At 40.6% G+C, this 25,485-nt stretch carries 21 protein-coding genes and 1 pseudogene; 4 read left to right on the plus strand and 18 right to left on the minus strand.

All coding sequences use genetic code 11. From position 1 onward, the window contains the following. Window positions 1-4: 4 nt before the first annotated feature. The 3 genes from NQ550_RS15430 to NQ550_RS15440 form a co-directional block, all read right to left on the minus strand. Window positions 5-232, minus strand: coding sequence for a hypothetical protein (locus NQ550_RS15430; RefSeq protein WP_025579941.1), 228 nt, complete (start codon window positions 230-232; stop codon window positions 5-7). 2 nt (window positions 233-234) lie between these two features. Next, window positions 235-1,944 carry an IS1634 family transposase gene (locus tag NQ550_RS15435; RefSeq protein WP_025579939.1) on the minus strand — a complete coding sequence of 570 codons (1,710 nt, stop codon included), beginning with the start codon at window positions 1,942-1,944 and terminating at the stop codon, window positions 235-237. A 602-nt stretch (window positions 1,945-2,546) separates the two neighbouring features. Beyond that, entirely contained in the window at window positions 2,547-2,777 is a 231-nt protein-coding gene (locus NQ550_RS15440; RefSeq protein WP_025581193.1) for a BhlA/UviB family holin-like peptide, read from the minus strand. 300 nt (window positions 2,778-3,077) lie between these two features. On the opposite strand from NQ550_RS15440, the gene NQ550_RS15445 reads away from it, so the two are divergent. Continuing rightward, window positions 3,078-3,602: an RNA polymerase sigma factor gene (locus NQ550_RS15445; RefSeq protein WP_025581192.1), complete on the plus strand. Its 525-nt coding sequence runs from the start codon at window positions 3,078-3,080 to the stop codon at window positions 3,600-3,602. Window positions 3,603-3,654: 52 nt separating this feature from the next. Here the strand turns inward: NQ550_RS15445 and lanM are convergent, their stop codons facing one another. The 6 genes and pseudogenes from lanM to NQ550_RS15475 all read right to left on the minus strand — a co-directional run bounded on the left by lanM (window position 3,655) and on the right by NQ550_RS15475 (window position 10,117). Next, complete coding sequence (gene lanM, locus NQ550_RS15450; RefSeq protein ID WP_025581191.1) at window positions 3,655-6,306, minus strand: type 2 lanthipeptide synthetase LanM; 2,652 nt, start codon at window positions 6,304-6,306, stop codon at window positions 3,655-3,657. Window positions 6,307-6,338: 32 nt separating this feature from the next. Further along, window positions 6,339-6,467, minus strand: a complete 129-nt coding sequence (locus tag NQ550_RS15455; RefSeq protein WP_255601783.1) for a hypothetical protein — start codon at window positions 6,465-6,467, stop codon at window positions 6,339-6,341. Between the two features lie 16 nt (window positions 6,468-6,483). Beyond that, window positions 6,484-7,869 carry an ATP-binding protein gene (locus tag NQ550_RS15460; protein ID WP_025581190.1) on the minus strand — a complete coding sequence of 462 codons (1,386 nt, stop codon included), beginning with the start codon at window positions 7,867-7,869 and terminating at the stop codon, window positions 6,484-6,486. Between the two features lie 10 nt (window positions 7,870-7,879). Further along, a pseudogene (locus NQ550_RS15465) lies at window positions 7,880-8,643 on the minus strand (IS5 family transposase). A 206-nt stretch (window positions 8,644-8,849) separates the two neighbouring features. After that, window positions 8,850-9,557: a LytR/AlgR family response regulator transcription factor gene (locus tag NQ550_RS15470; protein ID WP_025579789.1), complete on the minus strand. Its 708-nt coding sequence runs from the start codon at window positions 9,555-9,557 to the stop codon at window positions 8,850-8,852. Between the two features lie 5 nt (window positions 9,558-9,562). Further along, a complete protein-coding gene (locus tag NQ550_RS15475) occupies window positions 9,563-10,117 on the minus strand; it encodes a hypothetical protein (protein WP_025579787.1) in 555 nt (184 codons plus the stop codon). A gap of 118 nt (window positions 10,118-10,235) precedes the next feature. Here NQ550_RS15475 and NQ550_RS15480 point away from each other — a divergent pair, with 118 nt between their 5' ends. Together NQ550_RS15480 and NQ550_RS15485 are read left to right on the plus strand one after the other, a co-directional pair. Then, on the plus strand, window positions 10,236-10,571 hold the full coding sequence (locus NQ550_RS15480; RefSeq protein ID WP_025579785.1) for a helix-turn-helix domain-containing protein: 336 nt from the start codon (window positions 10,236-10,238) through the stop codon (window positions 10,569-10,571). 187 nt (window positions 10,572-10,758) lie between these two features. Further along, window positions 10,759-11,652, plus strand: coding sequence for a C40 family peptidase (locus tag NQ550_RS15485; RefSeq protein ID WP_025579784.1), 894 nt, complete (start codon window positions 10,759-10,761; stop codon window positions 11,650-11,652). 145 nt (window positions 11,653-11,797) lie between these two features. Here the strand turns inward: NQ550_RS15485 and NQ550_RS15490 are convergent, their stop codons facing one another. The 8 genes from NQ550_RS15490 to NQ550_RS15525 form a co-directional block, all read right to left on the minus strand. Then, entirely contained in the window at window positions 11,798-12,556 is a 759-nt protein-coding gene (locus NQ550_RS15490) for a hypothetical protein (RefSeq protein ID WP_025579783.1), read from the minus strand. Between the two features lie 286 nt (window positions 12,557-12,842). Next, a complete protein-coding gene (locus NQ550_RS15495) occupies window positions 12,843-15,524 on the minus strand; it encodes a putative Ig domain-containing protein (RefSeq protein WP_025579781.1) in 2,682 nt (893 codons plus the stop codon). Window positions 15,525-15,718: 194 nt separating this feature from the next. Continuing rightward, window positions 15,719-16,687: a Gfo/Idh/MocA family protein gene (locus NQ550_RS15500; RefSeq protein WP_025579780.1), complete on the minus strand. Its 969-nt coding sequence runs from the start codon at window positions 16,685-16,687 to the stop codon at window positions 15,719-15,721. 122 nt (window positions 16,688-16,809) lie between these two features. Next, complete coding sequence (locus NQ550_RS15505) at window positions 16,810-17,007, minus strand: small, acid-soluble spore protein, alpha/beta type (RefSeq protein WP_022380942.1); 198 nt, start codon at window positions 17,005-17,007, stop codon at window positions 16,810-16,812. Window positions 17,008-17,147: 140 nt separating this feature from the next. After that, window positions 17,148-17,333, minus strand: coding sequence for a PspC domain-containing protein (locus tag NQ550_RS15510; protein WP_008706626.1), 186 nt, complete (start codon window positions 17,331-17,333; stop codon window positions 17,148-17,150). 131 nt (window positions 17,334-17,464) lie between these two features. Beyond that, window positions 17,465-18,433, minus strand: coding sequence for a DUF4097 family beta strand repeat-containing protein (locus NQ550_RS15515; RefSeq protein ID WP_025579776.1), 969 nt, complete (start codon window positions 18,431-18,433; stop codon window positions 17,465-17,467). Continuing rightward, window positions 18,430-19,137: a DUF1700 domain-containing protein gene (locus tag NQ550_RS15520; RefSeq protein ID WP_029677075.1), complete on the minus strand. Its 708-nt coding sequence runs from the start codon at window positions 19,135-19,137 to the stop codon at window positions 18,430-18,432. Before NQ550_RS15520 ends, NQ550_RS15515 begins: the two co-directional genes overlap by 4 nt. Beyond that, window positions 19,134-19,454 (minus strand): PadR family transcriptional regulator, encoded by a 321-nt coding sequence (locus NQ550_RS15525; protein WP_020993548.1) that lies wholly within the window; start codon window positions 19,452-19,454, stop codon window positions 19,134-19,136. Before NQ550_RS15525 ends, NQ550_RS15520 begins: the two co-directional genes overlap by 4 nt. A 763-nt stretch (window positions 19,455-20,217) precedes the next feature. On the opposite strand from NQ550_RS15525, the gene NQ550_RS15530 reads away from it, so the two are divergent. Beyond that, window positions 20,218-21,621: an RsmF rRNA methyltransferase first C-terminal domain-containing protein gene (locus tag NQ550_RS15530; protein ID WP_025579772.1), complete on the plus strand. Its 1,404-nt coding sequence runs from the start codon at window positions 20,218-20,220 to the stop codon at window positions 21,619-21,621. 54 nt (window positions 21,622-21,675) lie between these two features. On the opposite strand, the gene addA is transcribed toward NQ550_RS15530, so the two are convergent. Continuing rightward, a complete protein-coding gene (gene addA, locus NQ550_RS15535; protein ID WP_025579770.1) occupies window positions 21,676-25,485 on the minus strand; it encodes a helicase-exonuclease AddAB subunit AddA in 3,810 nt (1,269 codons plus the stop codon).

The raw sequence follows: 25,485 nt of genomic DNA on the forward strand, positions 1-25,485 counted from the left end.
TTGATCACGCCTCTTCAGATTTACTGTGCAGGTACTGCATGATTTCTTCATAGCTCCGTCCACTCTGTGCTATAGCATCCAATAACTTTTTCTGGCGAAGTGCATCCCTCTTATCCAATAAATCTTTTAATGTTGCTGCCGCAGCATCATACCGATGCTTTGCTTTCACCAGATTCTTCTGTGCTTTTTCAATTTTAGTGTCCAGTAGTTCTGCGTTTATTTCACGTGCCATATTTACCGCCTTTCTTTCTGAATGTTTGATTTCTTAAGTGTATTACTGATCTCTCCGGCTCGATAAGTAATGTTTCCTTCATTCATCCCAAAAGCCTCTAAGATTTTTTTCTGCTTTGCTGTTACAGCATGGTCCAGCCGGTATACATTATCCGTCTGGCGTGTCATTTCAATCTTCTCAAGTTCCCTGATTGCTGCCGGAACTGTCATATAATTCTGTTTCTTCTCAAGTTTTTCGTTCTCTTCCTGTAATGCAGTATAAATTTTGTTTCGGATTATCAGTGCGATGAATTGTGTAAAAATCCTTCCCTCAACTCCTTCGTTTGTATGTGAACGCATGCTCTTGTTTCCAAGGAATGATTTATCAGAGGCAAAAAGTTTCTCAGATACATCACGGCTCTTATAAAGATGCAGTGCTTCCTTTGCGGTCATCCTTTCGGATGTAATAATAACAAAGTATCCGCATAATGATATTTCCCGTTCTGTCACAGTTGTTTTTTCTTCCGGATATAAAAACACGCCATCTTTATCGTAGTGAAGATAAAAGTATTTTTCGTAAGCTGAACCGAACTCTACTGTTTCATTCTGATGTGACATCAGCAAAGCTGTCCGCTCTCTCAGTGCGTTTTCAAAATGCTCCCGTTCATCAGCATCTTTTGAAATACTATGATAAATATGAATGTATCTCTTTTTTTCATCGCCTTCAAATAAAGTCCTTTGTACTGTTTTTCCATACACACCATAGGCATTCATGTCACAAGAGCGCTTATTTTCGAACGTTCCTTTGTTCTCTAAGATCAAATCACTTATGAAAGAAGACATGCCTTTAGCCATGATCACAAAACTATAACCACATTCGTCTAAATAGCGTATATTTCCACGGCTGAAATATCCCCTGTCCAAAATGAAACCGATTTTTTTATAGCCATACCCAGTGATTTTACCAAGCATGGTCCTAAGCTGTGATACGTCGTTAATACTTCCAGGATAGGCTTCATAAAAGAGTGGTTCTTTATTCTTAAGATCATATCCAACCGAATAGTTGATGATAGCTGAACCGATATCTGTCTTGGCATGACCGAATTCAGCCAGTTCAATCTCTCCGGCCTGACAGTTCTTATTCGTAGAATCATAGGAAATATAAATACGCTCCCTTCGATTTCTCTTTGCATTCCATTCATTCAGAAAGCCTGTACTCTTATCCTTGGTGATGCTCTTAAAGAAATCACTTACCGACGCATCACTATAGATCTTCATACCAGAACTATACAGTGGATGATTGTATGCGTAATCCGGATAATGCTGTGCCACATTGCTTTCTTCTACAATAGAGTAAGAGGCAAGGTCAAGCAATAATGCCATATCCCGCTCAGAGAAGAACTGTCCGAGCAGCTTGTCTAACGAATAATCCAATACTATTTTATGCATTACAGCATATGTACCAACCCGCAGACAGCTGCTACGTTCTGTCCGGTCTTCCATCCCTGATAAGACTGCATCTGGAAAGTATTTCAGAAAGGCTTCGTTAGGAATCATCATAGTGTCATCATCTGGACATACCTTGCCTATAGTCGCTCTCTGTGGATAGGTATATTTTTTCTCCGGATCATAATAGCGATCATACTCATACTTAATATATGTGATATCCCCGCGTCTTAATCGGGTCAATTTTCCATGCACATCCGGTAGCTTAACTCTTGATTTCAGGTACATATTTGCCTCCTTTATTCAGGTTTATATAGCCCTAAATTTATTGTACAGCACAACCCGTATTTTTGCAATAATTTCCGCAGAAATACGGGCTTTTTTAAAATTTTATTTTCGTTAGGGCTACTCATTTTTGGAAGTTAAGGTAATCATGATGCCTTACTTGTCATGCAAAAAAATCGAAAATGATGTATATAATTTTCCTACATGGCAATACTGTAAGTACAAAGATATATTCGACAGCCGCATAATCATTAATTCGACAGCAAAATTTTACATATCTATTTCTTATCAGAAAGATTTACTTTCCATAGACACAAGAATTTTTACACCCTCGCATAAACACTTGGATTGCGGCCATTTTTTTTAATCTATTTTACACTACCCAAAAGTCAGGTTTTATTATCATAATATACCATTTACTATACGAACATCTGTAAATCTGGGATTAAAAGTATTCTAATGGACACGAATGTTATGCTTATATTCATCTACCATTTTAGTAAACATATTTTTCTCAAATTAACCTATTTTCTTACCTAAAATGACAGAAGCCCTCTCCGCTGGAAAAATATATCCTGCAGAAAAGGCTTTTTTCTTTTCCCTATTTAATTTTTGTTAAAAAGATTATCCTTAATCTCTTTCAGATCGCTTTGAACCTGATTCAGAATCTGAAATTTCTCAGTTAAACTCTCAATCACCGTCTGGTAATTTTTCTCTCGTTCTTCCTGCTTTGTATCCCTCTGTTCATTTGATTTCACAATGTAAATCAGAAGAAAAACCGCAAGCACAGCCCAGATTCCCTGTGAAACTGCCACATTCATAACCGTTGTTTCCATGGTTTCTGCCTCCTTCCTTAATCTTCTTTTATTATGCAAACTTTTTCTATGTTTTGTCTACTAAAAGTCTTTTCTAATCTTATTATTACCGTTTTAATTTAAAGCATATTTCTATTCTCTACAATTATTTTGCAAATCTCTTTTTACCATGTATTTCTTCTCCTATCGCTGATCTAAATTTGCAACCTCACTTAATAAAGAGTTTTTTCTCTTCCATTTGTAAACTCACAAATTTTTTTCTTTTTTAGTTTCTGATCAGCAGTTTTCTTACTACTTCCCCTAAAAAGGAGGTAGATACCTATGAAAACACTGACAGAACTTATCCAAAATTATCAAAATGGTATCCCAGATTCAGACAGTGAAATTCTCAAACGTATGGAACCGCTTGTGAAAGGATATGCATCCCGGATTCACTGCATGGAACGCGAAGATTCCACACAGGAATTGTATCTTACTTTGTTAAAGACATTGCCATATTTAAGTTCTTCATCCTCAGAAGGTGAATGTATCAGATACATGCAGACCTCTGTCGAAAACAGATATCGTTCCCTTTGCCGCAGTTGTCTTTCCGAACCTGAAAAAGATGATTTTGATTCTTGTTCTGTTTCATTACAGGCTCCCGACAGTTTTGATGACACCTATTATGATGTAACCGCATATATCAACTCTTACCCTTCGGACAGTGTCCAGAGAAAAATTCTGTCCATGTACTTTTATCAGGATAAAAGCGATGCCCAGATTGCCCGGAAACTGAAGCTGTCCCGCCAGTACGTCAATCGGATGAAGAAGAAACTAATTCTCAGATATATTTCCGAAAACAAATAAAAGAAACACCTGCTGACCATAAATTTACAGTCTGCAGGTGTTCCCTTAGTTTTCATAAAATTTCCATTAATGCCATTCCCGTACCGGAAATGCCATTCATAAAAGCCAGATTCAGATATTCTGTCCCAGATATTTTTGCCGGGTGATCCAGTTGAAATAAAAGGCAGTCACATAACGCCTCATATTGCTCCTTCATTTTTTTATTACCATATTTTCGAAGGTACTTCTTCATAATAAGTAAATTCCCGGACATCCCATGACACAGACAAATTTTTTCATCCTGTTCTCCATAAAACAAAGAGTCTGCAGCATTTAACCTGTCTTTTTTAATCTGCATATCCTCAGGAAACAGCTCCTCCAGTTTCATTCGTGAAAGCAGGATTCCCGGCGCCCCATGGCACCATGCATTCATGAAGCTTTCCCCTGAACTCTCTCGTAAATCCTTCCAGTTTCCGGCTTTCTCTGAGTACAGAGAATCCTCATATCTCAGCAAAAGCTGTATTTTATCAGCATATTCCGCTTTATGATTACATTCATACAACGCTGCATAAGCCATCAGAAATCCACTGTTGCCATGAGACATTCCAGCCAGCGGTCCGTCTGTTCCTTTTAATCTCCATCCGTATCCATTTCCGGTTTCCTGTCCTTTCTTCCACAAATCTTTTTCCATATCTGCCGCTATTTCATAATATTTCAGATTTCCGGTTTCTTTATATAACATCACTGCCACTACAATAGCTCCGGCATTTCCGCTCAGATAATCCAGTTGTGAATCTTCTTTCCATACCCTCTCAATAATGCTGAAATGCTTTTCCGCATAAATCATCCACACTCTTTTTCCTGTAAGTTTAAACAGATAAAGATAGGTATATACCACCGAGCTTTCTCCATTTACAATACCTGTCAGAAGATTTTTATCATAAATCTGTTTTTTGTGTATTTCATCTGTATAAGCTTTCAATCTCAAAACAGCAAGATGATAAATTTCTTCTGCACTTGCATTCTTTTCTTCAAAATCATGAAGATATTTTGCAAGAAACAAGACTATCCCGGATATTCCATCATATAAATATATTCCACCTGATCTGAGATTCCAGTGACCATTATCCCAGAATTGCAGACCCGCCCAGCCGGCGCTCTGTTCCCGGATAATTGCTCTGCTGCAGATTCGATGAACTATCTTTCTGATCTGACTGTATATTTTGCGCTCTTTATCTGTGTCATATCCCTTTATCCTGGTCGGAAACATCTTTTTCTTTCCATCAGATGCCTTCAGCATTTCCATGGACAGCCTGATATAATCACACTGACATTCCATATCAGAGTAACTCATCTGCTTCATATGCATTCGCCATGACTCATAAGGAGTACAGGGCAGATATTCTTTATGTTCTCCGCCATTTCCATCATAAACAGATCTGCTGTTCGCATCAATCTCAAAGCAGGGTATATCCATTTCCAGAAGGCTGTCAATTTCATAATCATGAATCTCTTTCATAAAAGAAGATTCCCCCTCTTTGTGAATCACATTCAAAAGAGCTTTCCTGCATTCTCTTGACTTCATATAATCCGGATGAAACGAAGCCATAAGATACATTGCATACTGTTGGGTATGCCGCAGTACAACTCTGGAACGTCCGTCAAAAAAGCCGGACAACATCACCTCCACTTTCTTATCTGCCATTGCCACCATGTACGCTCTGCAAAATCCTCTGATAATGCATTCCGTATAATCTGCCGCATTGATAACCTGATCATTTAGTCTTACAATGCATTCCTTTATCTGCATTTCCACAGGTTCATATTCTATGTGGATATCAGATGTTTTATCATCCTTTACCACAGGAAGTTTAAACGGTGTTTTTATCTTTTCCTCTGTTCCCATTGCACTTATAAGAACTCCTCTGTTTCCTCTGCCCCATGTGAGAACAGGAAGCATTCCTGTATGTATAACCGAATTTGCCAATTTTATCTCTGTACTTTTGTTTATTTTTTCTTCTACACTACTTCCGTCTTTCTCTGATTGTTGTTTTAAATATCCCGGATATGTCTCCATATCGATAATCACAGGATATTCTCCATGTGCAATAATATTTTCACCATGAAGATCTGTTGCTCCGAGGGCATATCCCAAAAACAGATGTATGCCCATTCTGAAATAATAATGCTCCACCTCACTTTCGTTTTTACAGGGAATATTCTCAATTTTTTCTTCCCATCCATAGGAATCATGAGATAAATATTGTACCGTCCTGCAGGAAATTCCTGTTTTTCTGCATAAATAGTTATAAAGTTCCTGATATTTTATATTCTTATCAAGACTATGTGGCTTATAGTACAGAATTGTTCCATTATCCAATTCTACCTTCGCCACACTTCGTCCTCCTCTGTGTATATCGCCTTTCGACATGTAAATTCCCACAGTCCCGGAAAACTTTCTTCCATCACAGAATATTTTTTGTATCTGTTCTTTTTCTGCATAAAGAGATTTCCTGATTTCACATTCTGCTCTCTGGATAGAGTTATTTTTCAATTCAAGCAGACGTTTTAACTCGGGATATTCCTGCAGTAAAGATTTTACATATGTTGCATTGTTAAGATATTTTTTTTCATAATAATCATATTGTTCTTTTGGCGTACTTCCTTTTAGATTTCCAAAATTTTTCTGCCGATGTACATCTAAGATTAATATTTTAAGAAACATAGTTCGATTTTTTCTGCATAAATAATCCAATTTCAGCAACACACTATAGTTCCATATACAATAAAAGACAATTTCTCTTCTATACTTTCCGTATCTATTATCTCTATTTCATCTAATTCTTTTTCCACATTTCCTATTATTTTATCATTCATTTCGTTCATAACCGTCACTCTCCCATTATGTATTATCGCTAATTATTATTTCTACTTCAAAAAAATCTTTATCATATTTAAAATCTATTTCACCATTATACTTTCTTACAATTTGTTTGACACTTTCAATCCCCCATCCGTGCTCATCTTTCTCTTTTTTACTTGTATAAAATTTAGTGTTTTTTTCATAAGGTTTATATATGCTTGTATTCTTTACTTTAAAAATAAACATATCATTAATATTTCGAAAAATACACGTAATTTTACCTTTTCCCTCTTCACACTTTTCAGCAGCTTCTATTGCATTATCCAAAAGATTTCCTAGGAGTACAACAAAATCTATGTCTTTCATCGGAATTTTTTCTATTTTTGAATCTACTTTAAAAAAAATATTCTTTTCTTCCATTTTTCGCACTTTTATATTCAACATAAAATTTATTTCTGGAATTCCTGTCCACGCTACTCCACTATATCTAATGCTTTCTCTCTTGTAATGATTCAAAAAAGTGATACATGAATCCAGTTCTCCATTTTCCAGGCATTCTTTTATATATAAAAGCAAATGTTTTTCATCGTGCACCAAACACCGATACCGGTCATATGACATTCTCAATTCTTCATATTCTTCTTCCATTAATTTGCATCTCATATCTAAAATCTGATTTCTCATTTCTAGGGTCTTTTTTTGAAACTTAACATATACACCAATCAATGCTATATTACTAACTGCTAATAAACATGCGGTCATTACAAAATTTTCCTTTTTAATCGTACCAAATTTGTATATGATGCTAACTATTAATAAAACATACTCTAACAATCCAATAATAAAAAGTTCCTTCAGACGTGTACGCAATATTCCTTTTATACTGTTTACTGACAAAATAAATTTAATTATCCAAAATATGAATAAACAGCCTAAAATCCAAAATATAACTTCCTGATATGTATGTCCTCTCGGATATGAATAAAAATCATCCCACTGTTTATGGTTAAACACCCCTGCATATACAACATAAGCCTCTTTTATCAATCCTATATTAACTGCATAGAAAAAATTCCAAACATATGCCTGTTTAAATGTGCAATCAAAGTAGCAAAAAACATATAATACAATTATTCCACTCCCAAGAATAATCATTAACAACGATTGATATCCAGCCCAATACTGAGCAGTTAACCAAAATATCATGCCGATATATAATATTCTTCTTAAGACCATCTCCTTTTTCTTTACAAAAAAAATATCATATATAATTCCTGCAATTAATCCAATTATGTATATACAAATAACTTTTATGACATATTTTTCTATTTTTTTATCAATCTGCCATAATGAAACAGAAAAATTATAAATTCCAAAAAAAATCAAAGAATACAACAGCCATTCTAGAGCGTGTCTGAAAAACATTTTAAATTGTTTATTTTAACCAAATTAATATTGAGGCGATACAAATAAATCCCAAGTAGGTTGCAGCTAATTTGTCATAACGTGTAGCGATTCGTCGGAATGCTTTTAATTTCAGAAAATACTTTTCTACTAAATGGCGTTCTTTGTATAACCACCAATCACAATGACGTTCAAATTTAGCTCCCTTTCGGGATGGAATGGTTGGCTCTCCACCGCGTGCGTACACATAATCAAGCAATTTATTACTGTCATATCCTCGGTCAGCTAACACATTGCTTCCGTTTATTTCAATTTGATCGAGCAAAGGGATTGCATAATTGATATCATTACGCTGTCCCTCACTGATCATTAAATAAACTGGATATCCATAGGCATCTACTACCGCATGGATTTTGGTGCTGGCTCCTCCACGACTATGCCCGATTTCATTTGAAGGCCCCCTTTTTTTGCACCGGCACTATGCTGGTGCGCCTGGATAATAGAAGCATCAATGGATAATTCTTCCAATTCTGCTTCAAGACTTAAAATACGGAAAATATTATCAAGGATACCATCATCGATCCATTTTCGGAATCGGCTATAGACAGTTTTCCATGAACCATAACGTTCAGGAAGATCGCGCCAAGGTGCCCCACTACGTGCAAGCCATACAATTCCATTCATAATGATACGATTGTCTTTCCTTGGACGTCCTTGTTTTCCAGTATTTTCAGGAGGTAATAAAGGTTCAATGCGAAGCCATTCTTCATCAGTCAACTCATATCGTCTCAACATAGTGAACACCCCTTTTTCTTTATTTTATCATGAAAAAGGGAAATAAAACATGCGTTTTGTGCAATTTTTATTTTTCAGACACGCTCTAGAACATAATATTTTTTTTCTAATATTCTTCGTTCAGAAAACGTCTGGCTAAATATCCAGACACCTATCCCTGTCTCCATAAACGTTGCCAGTCCATACAATAAAACTTTCAGCATTCTTCATACCCCCCAGTAATTCAGAATTGCTTCTCTGACACCTTTGAATCTTTCTCTGCCAACTGTAATAATATTACCGTCCCGCATATAAAGATCCCTTCCTTTCATCTTCATCACATGTTGGATGTTTGCAAGATATCCTCTGTCAGATATAATAAATTCTTTTGAATTCAGTTCCTTTTCTACTGTTGACAGACTTGCTCTGATCTTTACTTCCCCACGCCTGTGCACAAAAATGACATATTTTCCTTCTTTTTTCATATAGAAAATATCAGAATATGCCAGTTTTTCAACTTCATTTCTTTTATTTATGATATAGTACCGCTCTTCTTTCTCCATAATTCCAGGAAGAAGCGCATCATAAGCCTGCGGAAGTTTTTCCTTCAGACACTCTTTGGGGATATAACGATAGGTGTTTACCTCATATGCTTCTATTGCATAATCCACAAAATTTGTAATAAATATAATAACCGGATCCGGATAAAGTCTGCGAATTTCCCTCGCTGCCTCTATTCCGTTTTCTCCAGGCATCCGGATATCCAGAATATACATATCGAATTTTTCTTCATTCAATCCCAGCAGAAACCATTCCACATTCTGGTATATCGTTACCGTGCAATCTACGTTTTTCTCTGCAAAATACTGTTCTGTGATATCCTTTTCTTTTTTCAGATACATTTCGTCATCATCCAGAATCATTATTCTTATCATAGCAATTATTCCTCCATGAATGTATAAAATCTGAATTTCTTCACATCATAAAAATAACTTTCATCCTTATTGATGACCAGCTCATAAACCTCGATATCCCCTTTGGTTGTCACATCAGTTCTGTGATACTGATAAATGTATCTGCCTTCCTCATGGTTTTTTACCTTTCTGATGATATCATCCACCAGTTCTCCGATTGTCATCGGACTGTCTCTGGAAGGTCTCCATCTTCCAATCATACCACGAACCTGTGACTTGGTCAGTTTAATTCTCTTTCCAAGAAGATATCCTTTCGGGAAAAAGTCTTCTCTGGTCTTTCCTGTCTTTTTTAATATCTCACGTATTGTCTTATTTTCTTCATCTAAAGCAAATCCCATATTAGCATAAGCCTGCATATGAAGCAACGCTAATTCGAGATATTTACTGTTTTCAGATTCTTTATTCCATAACAGTAATTTGTCCAGACTTTTATATACAGTTTCTCTGATTGTAATTCCCTGATTTTGCAAAGTCTGCAAAGAAAACATCATGGTATACAAATCCTTTGTATATTCGTCCATATTCCTATATTCCTCCTGTCATAAAACATATCAAATTTGATTAGTCGCTTGTCATTTATATCCTTATACATATTTAATTCCGTCTGTTAAACTTTATCAAAGGAAAGGATTTTTATTTATGAAAAACAATACTATCGGAAAAAGAATTGCAGAAGCTCGGATCAACAGAAATATTACCCAGGAACACCTGGAAGAATTAAGTGGTTTATCTGTAAGTACGATCAGCCGGATTGAAACAGGTAAGTATATGCCTACTATTGAAAATCTCCTTAAGCTTTCTGAAATTCTTGATGTGGGACTTGACTATTTTCTTTATGATCTGCTTCCTCATAATAAAGATATTCAAAGCCCGGCTATTCAGGATGCGATTTCAATCATGAATCAAATGGGTGAACGCCAGACTGAATACATTGTAAAAATACTGAAAATATACCAGGCCTCTCATCAGGATTAAATATAATTACAATTCGACAATTTTCGTGTTTTTGTCCTCGAAAAGCATTTTTCTGACCTCGAAGCAACAATCAGGAAATGCTTTTTATTTTTTTCTGTTTCATGTTTACATTTTTCCCTTTTCTCACTCTTTATAAGATGTATCACCGGTGAGCAAATAAATAATCAAATTTCAGGAGGATAAAAAAATGACAAAAACAGAAAAAGCAGTAACATGGGCAATTGAAATCGCAAACGATCCGGCACACGGATATGATCAGGATAACAGATGGGGACCGGACTACGATTGTTCTTCACTGGTAATCTCCGCATGGCAGCAGGCTGGTGTTCCTGTAAAAACAAAAGGAGCCACTTATACAGGAAATATGAAATCCGTTTTTCTGTCCTGCGGCTTTAAGGATGTAACTTCCAAAGTTAATCTCAGCACAGGAAGTGGCATGAAACGTGGCGATGTATTATTAAACATCGCAAGTCATACAGTAATGCACATTGGTAATGGTCAGGTGGTATCTGCCAGCAAAAATGAAAATAATGGATATCATGGTGGTAAACCCGGAGATCAGAGCGGAAAAGAGATCAAACTTCAGAGTTATTACAATTTCCCCTGGGATTGCGTTCTCCGTTATACTGAAGATTCTTCAACTACTGATCCTGATCCTGAACCTCAGCCAACTGCAGGAAATGCAAAAATCCGCAAAGGTCAGGGTTATGCCAATAAATTCGCCAATGCAGGAATCTCTATTACCGGAAAAAGAGACGCTGCTACCAAAAAAGCAGGCGTTAAAGTTCTTCAGACAGCTCTGAACAGGGATTATGGTGCCGGTCTGGATGTAGACGGTATCTGGGGAACAAACACAGACAATGCTCTTGGACAGCATTATGTAAAAAATGGTGAAACACAGTATATGGTAACTGCCGCTGAGATTCTCCTTCTTTTACGTGCTTATGATCCAAACGGTGTAGAGATTCCCGGTACCTTTGGCTCAGGACTTCTCTCTGCTGTAAAGGCATTCCAGAAGGCACAGGGCTTAACAGTTTCCGGAACCTGTGACAGAAATACTTTCCTGAAACTGATCAGCTGATCTTTACCAGATAAACATCCGGCAGAATTCTGTCCCCTGATTCTGTCGGATATACCCCTTCACTATTCATGTATATAACAAAAAGAAGCAATTTTGAAACCCATTAAAATGGTCTCAAAACTGCTTCTTTTCGCATTTTTATATTCTACCACGGAACATATTCGCCGCTGTCTTCATCATAATAATACCAGCCGTTTCCTCTGCCTACAGGACTACAGTCAGATTCCGCAGCCTGAAACGGTATATAGGAATTGGTTCCCGGATCCCAGGAATACAGGTCATACGGATCTGTGACCTCTTCTGATGCATCGTGAGGTGCTGTCCAGTAATATTTATTGCCATCCTGATCTGTGACACCATTTTCATTTACCATAGCATCTTCAATATCTTCCCAGCTTCCATAGTAATTTCCGTCACTGTCATACCAGTTTCCATCATCAGCTTCAGAAATCAGCCTTCCATTTCCCTCACTGTCATATATCATTGCCTGATCTGCCCTCTGATCAGATTGAGTACCACCATTACCTGTTGAACCATTATCTTCAGATGCAGAAGTGTCCACCCCTGTGGTCTGGGAATCGTCTGTATCAGTTCCCGCAGTACTGTCTGTTCCATTCTCTGAATTCTGTACGTCGCCTGCATTATTGGATGAAGCAGATATTTTCGTCTTCTTATCCGCAGTCTGATTTGAATCTTCTTTTCCAATGGATGTACTTTTATTTACCTGTTTTTTATCCGGCTGAGATTTTTCTGCTGTTTTTTGTTTTGTCTGTTCGGATTTCTCCTGTGAGTTCTGCGTATAATCAACCTGTGTCTCTGTTTTATTCTGTTCCGCACAGCCAGTCATAGCAGCCGCTGCTGCTAAAATCCCTGCCATAATAATTGCAATCTTTTTCTGCTTCATTTTGTTATCCTTTCTACATTTGTTAAAAATGTCGATGCCTTTATCATAATGTGCTTTTCCTGTTCATTATGACATACTTCACAGACTTCGATGCCTCATATGTCCCTTATCTGTCATAAAAAGGACATTATTTATCTCCAAATTCAGACAAGATTTGAGTATAATAAGTTTATTGGCAGTACCGTAAACTTTGAGTATTACGGGAAAAAGCAGGTATAAACGCCTGGTAAAAGGGAGATCTTTTTTCTTAAAAGTGAAATCTCTGCGAAACAAATGACAACAGTGCTTATTTCACAACTATTTTCTTTATTTTCGACCATTTCGTATAACTTTTTGCATAGCCTTTTACATAGGCACGTCCTGCAAGGTAGTAGACTCCGGGCTTCACACTTTTAAAGACCACCGTGGTTTTTGTCTGATTTTTCTTTGTATAAGCATAACTGCTTACACCTGTATAGCTGCCGTCATCAGATTTGGAAACTTTCTTTGCCAGTACCCAGTCTGTTCCATCACAGGACTTTGGAGCAGTAAACGTCACCGTTACATTTCTTTTTGTTCCCTGTCTGGAAACCTTAGCTGATTTAACAGCAGGTTTTCCTGTTACAAGGCTTGTTTTTACAGTTACCTTCCTGACCTCTGCCCATTTACTGAGCACTTTGGTATTGCTCCCATTCAGATATTTATAAGCATGTACGCCAATATACCACGTTCCTGCCGGTACGCCCCGTAAGATAAGCTCTTTACTGCTTCCGGAATACCCACTCTTTACCTTTATATAATCCGATGGTTCTTTTCCGTTCTTACTTCTGGCAGCAACAACATCGTAACCGTCCGGTTCCTCACCCTTGCTGTTAAGTACTATTCTGACATCATTTTTCTTCACCTGCACCTTCTGAACCACAGGTGCGTCCGGAGTCTTTACCTTTACCGTAACCGGAACCCCGTCTGACCATTCCCCATATTCCATAACATGGCTGCTGTTCTCTTTGTATGCCCTGCAATAAAGACTATGTGTTCCCTCCGGAATATACTTCAGCTCAGGATATTGATTCAGTTCAGAATTTGTAATTTTTGTCTGCGCAGTATAATTCCCCTTTTTCAGATCCTTCTGAGATTTCGCTGTCACAAACTGATAGCCGTCCGCTTCATTGGAAAGATCTCTCAGATAAAGCATTGCATAATTTGTGATCACTCTGGTCCACCGCGTATCAATAACTGGTCTGTTTAATGTCTGATAAGCATCCACCTGTACCATTATCTGTACGGCAGTGTCCAGCCCTTCATTATTTTCATCCTCATTCAGTTCCAGAGATCCGTTGACCAGAAAACTTTGAGCTGCCTTGCTTTTCGGATCATAAGCACAATTCTCCACATCCCACTTCACAGACGCAGAAAATGTTGTTTTCTCTCCATTCACCTCGGCGCCATAGACTTCCAGCGACTTCGGCAGATGCAAAGCATCAGCAGTTTTTTCTGCACCATTGGTAATTCCGGTCACAGGCGCAACAGCATCTGCCAGTCCCTGATAAGTCCGGTCTCCTACAATAAAAGAATTATACAGATTCTGCGTTGTCAGGTGTTCTCCTGCCACTGTTTTCGCAGTCACAGTCACCTGAAAACTATATTTTCCCACCGAAAGCCCCAGTTTGGGCCAGAGTCTCAGTTCTGTGCTCTCCCCAGGTGCCAGATAAGCATTTCCAGATAATAACACACTACATTCTTTACTACGGTTAAAAGACAGCTTCATATCTGTATCAGTAACATTTTTCAGAATATATGTCTTTGCTTCCGGAAGTGTCTTATAGCCCCACTGCATTGTCGGAAAACCCCCGGCAGACTTTTCAGTAATTTCCAGCTGCTTCTTTTCTGTCGGATTCTTCTCTCTGTTCATTGTAACATGAAGAGGATATCTGCTTCCGTCATCTGCGAGAAATGCAAACGTTTCATCATAAATTCCGTATTCCTGCTTCGGCAATATATAAAAATAAAGCGTTTCTCCCGGTTTCAGCAGCTTTTTGGAATCCTGTTCCTCATAATCTTCTGTCCACTTTGCCATCTGGTCATCCACTTCAAAATTCTTAAGACCAGAAGTATCTATCCGTATTCTGGTTTCCTTTTTTCCTGAATTTCTGACCACTACATACTTCTCCACACGAAATTCCGGGTCATAGAAATCGCTTTCTGTAAATTCTTCTTCTGTACCTGTTTCTATACTCAGCTCATAATCTTTTTCAGAGGAAGCTCCCACAATTACTTTCAGAGTAACCTTACAGGAAGCACCCTCTTTTGTCTCAAATGTCACTGTCTCTTCATAATTTCCGGCAGGCAGATTCTTCTTATCATCAATGTCCACAGCCGCACAACTTCCGGGCTGCATTTCTTCATCCGTATTTGTATCGAAAATCGGTGCGTAGGAAAAATCAAAATATCTGCTCTGCGGAAAATCAGAGAGATGAAGCGAATCTGTTCCTGCATTATAAAGAAATAACCGCTTACGTGACTGTTCTCCCTCTGCATGAATTCCCAGATCGATCAAAGCAGTACCTGATGTCAGCTCATACTGCTTTATAACAGGTTCCTGCTCACGCTGTGCAACATAAAGGCTCAGTTCCTGTGAAGAAACTCCAATACCATTGTCCGCCTGTACAGTAAAGCTGAAACTCCCTTCCTCCTGTGGCATTCCACTGATCACTCCCCCGGAAGACAACGTAAATCCCGCCGGAAGCTCACTTCCCTCTTCCAGACTCCAGTTCACATCTGTATCAGCTTCAAGCTGTACCTGATATTCCGTTCCAATCTCTCCATCCGGCAGAACCATATCTGTCAATATGGCAGGAATACTCCCCGTTCCATCACTGAAAGATTCTCCCGCCGAAAAAACTTCCGCCCCACATACTGTTAACGGAGCTGCTGCTGTCATAATTGCCGATAAAAAAACTGCTGTAAAAATTTTGTAATTACTTTTCATTCTTCTCCTCCAGATAATAAAATATAAAAGTATCAATTTACCTAATTAATATTAATATACCACTGGACGGGAATGTTTCTGTAATTACGGAATGACATGTTGTATAATGGTCATGAATATCAGAAAAGCCAGTAATGTTTCGGGTATATGTCAAAAACATTACTGGTCTTTTTTATAAGATTATTCCACACTTTTTATTCGATACAGGGAATCTCATAATTCCAGGATTTACGGATGTCGTCCATGATTTTCATGATCCTTATTGTTTCCGCATGAGGCATTTCCGGACACTCCGTTTTTCCCTCATGAATTGCTTTCATGCAGGATTCTACCTCATATTCATATCCTGAGATCTGTTCCGGCACAACATAAGAAGCCACTTCTTTATGTTCGGTATCAAACACTGTAATCTTTTCCGGATTATTGATATTCTGCACCTGCATATATCCTCTGGTTCCGAAAATACTTCCCATTCTGTCTGAGATTTCCCTTGCTCCACACTGAAGGGTTGCCATGCGGTCTCCCTCAAACACCATGGCAATGCTATCCAGAATATCCACTCCATTCTGAAAGATTGCAGTAGCCTTTACATCCTTTACCTTATCGCCAAGCACCATGGAGGCAAAATTGATTGGATATACGCCTACATCCAGAAGAGCACCTCCTGCAAGCTCCGGTTTACGGATACGTTCCACATGACTTATTGTATAGCTGAGATTCGCCGTAACTGCGGTAACTTCGCCGATCACACCACTTTCAATAATATCGTTGATCATCTTTCTGGACGGCATATATCTCGTCCAGATTGCTTCTGTGATCAGAAGCTTTTTCTCTTTTGCAAGGTCAAATAATTTCTGTGCCTGCTCTGCATTTACAGTAAATGCCTTTTCACAAAGCACATGCTTTCCCGCTTCCAGACACATCTTTGCATGCAGATAATGGTGTGAATGAGGAGTTGCGATATAAACCAGTTCAACCTCATCATCTGCCAGCATTTCCTCATAGGATCCATATGCTTTTTTTACTTCATATTTCTGTGCAAATACCCGGGCACGTTCCAGATCACGGGCAGCAACCGCATACGCCTCCACATCTTTCATTCCTGCCACTGTTTTCGCCATAGTAGAAGCAATGCCTCCTGCTCCCAGAATACCTAACTTCATTTTATTGTCCTCCCATATTTATAGCAGATAAAATTATCCACTTCGCTACTTGCTCTAATTTTACAGCATCATCGCCCGGAGAACAAGTTTATTCCGTTATATGTTTATCCCATATCATTCATTTATTTTTTCAGTTTCTCTTTTTTTCGTTTCGTCATCAATCCTCCGATCCTTCCGGTCTCTTTTGCAGACAGACTTTTCCATCCATCACTCAATACTCTGTCCAGCAGTCCCATTTCCTCTGCAATTTCATACTTCATTCTGACCTCCGGCAATAATTCTCCATCAAGATAAGCTTTTATTTCCTTCTCTTTATCCAAAACAGCCCACACTCCTTTTCTTTGGAGTATGGGCTGTTTTCTTAATTTTTATACTGTATTTCATTCAAACGGATATTCGCAATCCGCTTCGCTGCCTGCCTGATTCGGTTAAACTTCTGTCTATTGCAGATTGGATTCTGTTATCTTTTGGGAATAATAATTGCCGCAATGATATATGCCCAGATTCCCGCACCGCCAAAGCAGGTAAGGATCACCCATGCCAGACGCACCAACGTAGGGTCAATATCAAAATATTCTGCGATTCCTCCACATACACCGCAAAGCATACTGTTTTCTGATGATTTGTATAAACGTTTGTCACCCATGTCCATTTCCTCCTTAAATCCAGATTAGTCGAGCAGATAAAATCATCCGCTTCGCTACTTACTCTACACCGAATAACTTCCTGATTCGGTTAAATACCACTTTTATTTCTGCACGTCAGAGTACATGCTCTTCAGGATATCTGCAAATCTCTGTGCTCTTTCCCGGAGAAATCTACTGATATATTTCCCATACCGCACTCCAGATCCAGTTTCCTGTCTGCACCTTTATTGGAAATGGTTTTCTCCCGTCCAAGTCCACTGTAGGAATCAGAACCTACATCCAGATTTCCCACTCCACATTCCAGATCATAATTATAATCCTCCTGCATACCGGTCAGTGTCAGATCCAGTTCACCCAGACCACATTCTCCATCTGTCTTCCTGGCGCTCAGATCTGCAAATGTCATACTTCCGGTTCCGATTTCCAGATCTGCCTCCCTTGCAGTCACCGGATTCTTACTTTCAAATTCCCCGGCTCCCATCTCCACACTCAGCTTCTCTGTCTCAACATCTCTGTTCAGATAAACAGTACCTGCACCCATCTCAATCTCCAGCTCCTGAAGCTTAACATCTTCCGGATAGGAGATACACACCTTTCTGTTTTTAGACAGTTTTTTCGTGCTTCTGACCTTAAGAGTATCTGAACTCTCCTTCACTGTCACATTCTTCCCACTGTCATCATAAACTCTGACACAGAAACTGTCGCCCTCTTCCAGAATCAGCTCATCGTACTTCAGCTCTATATCCAGCTTTGTGGGCTGATACTTCAACTGATATACAGTGCCATCTTCCTCATTCTCATCAACAGCGCGGGCATAATCCTCACTGTCGTCACAGTCGTCGCTGTCGTCATAATCATCGCTGTCATAGTCATCGCTGTCATCATAATCATAATCGTCATAATCATCATCGTCATCATAATCATCGCTGTCATCATAATCATAATCCCCGTCTGCCACCAGAAGCACCCTTTTCAGACTTTTCACCCCTGTCAGTTCCGACATACTGGCTCCCATAACACCACCGGCAGCTGTCAGCCCGATTCCCACAGCACCAAAAATCCCCGCTGCGATCAACATTCCTTTTGTAAACTTCTTCATTTAACCTCCTCCTTTCTCTTTCTGTAGAGCAACCTGTTAAAAAAATCGGTAATCTTCCGAAACCATTTCGGCACAATGTGTACTGCGATGCTGATCAGTCCTAATATCATAAGGATTGCCAGAGCAATCATCAGACATCCAATTCCTATCGTCAGGATCCCGGTTCCGGTCATTACAGCCAAAAGCCCTGCTCCAGCCACAACAGCTGCAATTCCGCCAACCAGTAAAGCCATAGCGCCTATGCCCAATCCAACGATCAGCCAGAACGGAAGCAGTAAGATTCCAACTGCAAATGTCAGAATCCCACCAACAGCCCCCTTAACAAAAGGAGAAATAAAAACCAGCAGGATCACCGCAAGGATCAGCACCGCCTGATTCCCCTTTCTGAAAAAACGCTTCCCTGTTCCCGACTCTTCTCCATATTTCTCAGGCATCTGTCCTCTCTCTTTAGTCCGGGCATCCTCATAGCCATGCTCCGTATATTCTCCATACTCATAGCCTCCTGCCGAACCTTTCAGATCCGCCTTGATGATCGCTGCAACTTTCTTGGGACTTCCAAGTTCCCTGAGCACCGAAGCTTCATTTTCAGCTCCTGCATCATCGAAATAACTATTATAAAAATCAAGGGCATCCTGCCTCTCTGTCTCGGAAATATCAGCAAGCAGCTTCTCCAGCTCCTGCATAAACTGCGCCCTGTCCATCATCCTATTCCTCCCTCAAACATCCCGCTTATCTTGGATGCATAAATTTTCCATTCAGCTTTATAAAACTCCAGCTGCGCAGCACCTCTGTCCGTCAGCTTATAATAACGCCTGTTACGCCCTGCATACGCCATATCATAAACCTCCAGACAATCATCCTTCTGCAGCCTCCTGAGCACCGGATACAAAGTAGACTCCGAAACATCCAGAACTCCACGCACATCCTGCGTGATCTTATACCCGTAAGTCCCTTCCTTCTCCTTAGAAACAACCGCCAGAACAACCGCATCCAGAAGCGCAGCACCCGTATTAAAAACCATATGCTCACTCCCTCGTTTCAATTATGTTCTGTACAGACAGCATCATCTCTGCAATCCAGTCTTAGAGCGTGTCTGAAAAATGCTCCAGACTATACCAAAGGTAAACGCCATTTCACATCTGATACATTTATTCCATCCTGTTCACATACTATACAGAACATCAATATTGTTTTGTTAACGATATTATATGATGTATAATATGATTTTGTCAATACTATTTAGCAAAAATCATTTATACTTTATAATCATATTGATACCTTTACTGAAAATACCTCCTTAACGTCTTCCGGTTCACTATAGCGATCCTCATAAATAATGCATTTGAAAGTATTGTTACATATCAATTTCTTATTTCATAAATTACTGCAAACAATCCAGTCCATCATAGCGTGAAGTCCTGCTGAACTGTCTTGATTGCATTATTTTATGGAATTGCTATAATATTTCATAAACTTAATATTCCATAAACCTCACGTTATACTACAGTCATTTTCAGTAAACAGCGCAGGAAAATATATCTGTCTGAGTGCATTTGCAGGCATCTTAGATCTTCTTAGCCGGTAGAAATCTGCGTTATGGAGAAAAATCGCAACCTGTCTGAGCGAAGCCTGCAGCGGAGCGAGTTTTGCATTTTTCTCCATGCTTTTAGCAGATTTTTACCGACTTAGAAGATCTTAGATGCCGAAACCGCACTCAGACAGATATATTTTCCTGCGCGTCCCCCCACCAACCCAAAACTACAGCAAAGGAAACCTACCCAATTATGAACGAAAACACAACACCCCTCCACCCCGCCTTCCTCACCCGAATGAAAGAAATGCTCGGCAACGAATACCCCTCCTTCCTCTCCAGCTTCAGCGCTCCCCGAACCTACGGCCTGCGCATAAACACCTCCAAGATCACCTGCGAAGACTTCGAAAACCTGTCTCCATTTCCAACCCGTCAGATCCCATGGATCAAAAACGGCTACTTCTACGATGAAGACATCCGTCCTTCCAGATGCCCATACTACCAGGCCGGCCTCTACTACCTTCAGGAACCCAGCGCCATGACCCCCGCCTCCCGCATCCCCATCGAGCCGGGTGACAGAGTCCTGGACCTCTGCGCAGCCCCGGGCGGCAAGGCAACTGCAGCAGGCGCAGCACTTCAGGGACAGGGACTTCTGGTAGCAAACGATATCAGCACTTCCCGCGCCAGAGCCCTCCTTCGCAACCTGGAACTCTTCGGCATCCCAAATGTCTTCGTAGCAAACGAAACACCTGCAAAGTTAACCAAAGCATTCCCCGAATTCTTCGACAAGATCATCCTGGATGCTCCATGCTCCGGAGAAGGAATGTTCCGTAAGGAAGAAGCCCTTGCCAAAGACTGGACTCCCGAAAAATCCATGGAGCTTTCCGAAATCCAGAAAGAGCTTATCCTCCAGGCAGCCGATATGCTCCGTCCCGGCGGACTGATGCTTTACTCTACCTGCACATTCGCGCCTGCAGAAGACGAACAAACTGTTTCCTGGCTTCTGAAAAACCGTCCTGACATGGAACTGGCAGAAATGGAAGATTATGAAGGCTTCTCCCATGGAGTTCCTGAATGGGGAAACGGAAATCCTGAGCTTACCAAATGCATCCGGATTTTCCCACACAAAATGAACGGAGAGGGACACTTCCTTGCGCTCTTCCGTAAAAAAGGACAGGCAATCAAGGAAAGCTCCCGTCCTCACACAAAACCGGACAAAAACGCATTTCCACTAATTGAGGAATTTCTGAACGAAATCGGTCTGAAAACCCTCTGCGGTCAGCCATTTGACTGGGAACGTGTGGAAATCCGCGGTGATAAAGCCTACTATCTTCCCCCGGTTGCCCACAACTTCCGCGGCATCACCTTCTTAAGAAACGGTCTCTATCTCGGTGACCTGAAGAAAAACCGCTTCGAGCCGTCTCAGCCACTTGCACTGGCGATCCGCAAAGATGAAGCAGAAGCAGTCATCTCTCTCTCCGCTTCTGACGAAAGGATCACCAGATATTTAAAGGGCGAAACCTTAAATATCGAACCCGAGGAAGCAGCTCACAAAAAAGGCTGGCATCTCCTCTGTGCAGATGGATATCCCATTGGCTTCGGTAAACTGGTCAACCAGATCCTGAAAAACAAATATCCGGCAGGGTGGCGCGTATAACACGCGCTTATCCCTGCCGGATATTTGAATTCACAATAATAATTTTTATTCCGCTCACAGCAATATCTCTTTCTGCAATGTAAACGAATAAATGATCTTCTCCTTCACTCTTTTCCCCGTCATCCGCTCCAATGCCCGGGCATAATCCTCAAGCTGCACATGATACAGATCGATCAGCTTTTGTTCCTGTCCTCTCTTCACTCTATCCGTTTTATAGTCTACAAGAACAATCTCATCCCCTTCCATAAAATAGGCATCAATAATTCCCTGCACCAGCACTGTTTCGTTCTTCCAACCATCATCGAGCATAGAAGCACTTCTCTGAATCACAAAAGGCTGTTCTCTGTAAAGATGTTTTTTCATGGCAGCTTTCTTCATCCTCTGCCCCAGTCCGGATTCCACAAACCTCCTGATATCCCGGATCCGGATACATTCCGCTTCCTGCTCTGTCATTTTCTGGCTCTCCAGAAGTCTCTTTAATTGAGCCCGAAGCTGTTCCTCTGTATCTGCTTCTGCATAATCCAGACATTCCATTACTCTGTGGTAAGCAGTACCTCTGGCAGCCCCCTTATACTCTTCCTGCTTCTCTGCCATAAATGCTGGAACCGGCGCTTCCTGTTCTTCTTCCTGCTCTTCGGCAGACACACTGATATTCTCTTCCAGTTCACTTTCATCATGCCAGCTTCTCTTTTTCAGATCCGAAACACTGACTTTAACCGGAATATCTTCCAGATATTTATACGGATATGCAAAGGAAAATCTCTTCTCTATCTCTTCCTTCACAGCCTCATCATACACTTTATTTTCATCCCAGTTCTTCAGATATTCCTCCTGCATCTGGTTTCCTGCCTGGATGAGAACTGCCTTTTCTGTCATCTGACGGACAGTAATCTTTTTTATCACAAACTCAGAGATATCATCGTAAATCCCCGGCTGTTTCTTCATGAGGATTCCATATTCCCACAGAAGTTCACTCATGGCCCGATGCCGCACCAGTGCAGGCAGTACAAAAGCCCAGTAATTCTTTGCTTTCATTCTGGTTCCCAGTGGGAGCAGTTCTTCTTCCTCATCCAGAAAACGCGACAGCGACAGCATCTGCTTTTCCAGCTTTCCGACTGTTCCTGTAAGGATCAGTTTCTCTTTTGCTCTTGTCATGGCAACGTAAAGTACCCTCAGTTCCTCTCCCAGACTCTCTTTCAGAAGCTGTCTTCTGATCACCTGCTTATTCAGCGAAGATGCGATCACCCGTTTCTCCGGTATGATAGCATCAGCCCCTATTCCCAGTTCCGGATGAAGCAAAAGACCTGCATTCATATCCTGAAAATTAAACTGTTTTCCCATACCGGCCACAAATACTACCGGAAATTCAAGTCCCTTACTCTTGTGGATCGTCATGATTTCCACTGCGGTATTGCCCGCTCCTGTCAGATTGACTTCTCCATAGTCTACCTGATATGCCTGTAGCTGTTCGATATAACGAACAAAGTTAAACAGACCCCTGTAGCTTGTCTTCTCATAGTCCATAGCTTTCTCCACAAGCATGGTAAGATTTGCAAAACGCTGCTCCCCTCCCGGAAGTGCCCTTGCATAATCTCCATACCCGGTTTCTTTCAGCACATAAAGGATCAATTCGTGGACCGGCGTATATGCAGCCATATTTCTTACCTTTTCAAGGAGACTCAGAAATCCTTTTAATTTAATATTCAGAGAGTTCTTTTCATCTGTTCGCAGATTACTGTTTAACAATTCAGATTTCAGCTTATCCGGATCCAGTTCTTTTTCGGGGATTTCATTTTCTCCTGCATATGCCGAAACACTCTCATAGAGCAGACCATCAGGATACTGTATTCTAAGCTCTGCCAGTTCCTGTGAAGTGCATCCGACGATCGGTGAACGAAGCACTCCCATAAGCGGAATATCCTGCAGCGGATTGTCACACACCTTCAGATAATTCAGTACAGTCACAATCTCGGTTGCAGAGAAATATCCGGTTCTTGATGTACAATATACGGGAATCCCCTGAGATGCCAGCACTTCCCTGAAGGTTTCTGCCCATCCATAGGCAGTGCGCAGCAGGATTACAATATCCCCGTATTCCACAGGCCGGTATTCCTTCGTCTCTTTATCTACGATCTGTTCTTTTCCCACAATTTCTTTAATTCTCTGTGCAATGGCCAACGCCTCCAGTTCCTGCCCGGTCTGATTTTCCATTTCCCTGCGGTTTCCCGATGCACCTGCGTCTTCATAGTCCTGTACATCAGACAGTTCTTCTCCGTCTCTCTCGACCAGAAGAACCTCTGTCTTTACAAATTCCTCTGACTCTCCTTCTGGAAAAGAAGCTCCGGGATAAAGGGCCGCATCTTTGTCATAGGTAATCCCTCCCAGGTCTTCCCCCATGATCTGTCGGAAAATAAAGTTTACACTCTCCAGAACCTGTTCCCTGCTCCGGAAATTTTTGTGCAGATCAATTCTCTGCTCCTGTGCTTCTTCTGTGGAATAACTTTTATATTTTTCCATGAAAAGCTCCGGCCTTGCCAGACGGAAACGATAGATACTCTGCTTTACATCTCCTACCATGAAGATATTTTTCTTCTGGTTGATCCACCCGGATACTGCCGTTGTCAGAAGCTCCTGCACTAAGTTACTGTCCTGATATTCATCCACCAGGACTTCATCATACTTTGCGGAGAGCTCTCTCGCAGCCTGAGACATATGGATTTCTTCTCCTTCTTTCGTCATCAGTATTTGCAGGGCAAAATGTTCCATATCCGTAAAATCCAGAATATTCTTTTCTCTCTTCGCCTCTCCGAACTGTTTTTTAAATCGTGCCGTCAACTCAACTAACATCTCTATTGGGCCTCTGATATATCTGATCACTTCCAGAAGTTCTTTCTCTGCACTCTGGAAATATCGCTGCCCCAGTTCCTTCAGAATCCCCTTTTCCTCATCCCGGAGATCTTTCACTCTCTGCTTCTTCTGTTCATCTACATCCGCAGCCTTCTTTGTACTCAGCCGGGCAAATGAGGGTTTCATAAGTATTTCTGCAGTTCCATTATAATCTCTTTTCTCTGCCAGTTCCTGCAGACTTCTTATAAGAAGCAGATCACTGCTCAGTGCCTCATCATACAGATACGGACCATCCGGCTCTGCGCAGATTCTTCGAGCCTCCTGCACCAGAAGCTTCGCTTCCTGCAGTTCATCCTTCACTGCATCCCAGAGCATCCTCATCCACTCAGTCTCTCTTAACTCTTCCAGGGAATCAATCCTGTAATCATCCATACACCCGGACAGCCATTCCTGCGGAAAAGGATTGCTCATAGCCATTTCATATAATTTCTGTATCAGGTTTCCCAGATTTTCATCTGACTTTCCTGTTGCAAAGCATTCCACGAATTTCTGAAACTTTTCATCTTTTTTGGCATAATATTCTTCAAGCAGTGCTTTCACAACATCTCCTCGCAGAAGCTTCAGCTCCCCCTCATCTGCCGTCCGATATCCCGGATCCAGTCCAATCAGATGAAAGTAATTCCGGATAATATAGGCACAGAAACCATCAATAGTTGTAATCTGTGCAGTATGAAGCAGGGTTGTCTGTCTCTGCAGATGCTCATTATCGGGATCCTCACAGAGTGCTTTTTCAATAGCTGCCGAGATCCTCTCTTTCATTTCACCTGCTGCCGCTCTTGTAAATGTCATGATCAGCAGTCTGTCAATATCCACAGGGTGTTCTTTATCTGTTATCTTACTCAGGATACGTTCTACCAGTACTGCCGTTTTTCCGGACCCGGCTGCCGCACTGACCAGAATATTTCTGTCCCGCAGCCGTATAACCTCCTGCTGCTCCTTTGTCCACTGTACACCCAT

Origin of the sequence: Blautia wexlerae DSM 19850, from assembly GCF_025148125.1 — a bacterium.
Lineage (GTDB): Bacteria > Bacillota > Clostridia > Lachnospirales > Lachnospiraceae > Blautia_A > Blautia_A wexlerae.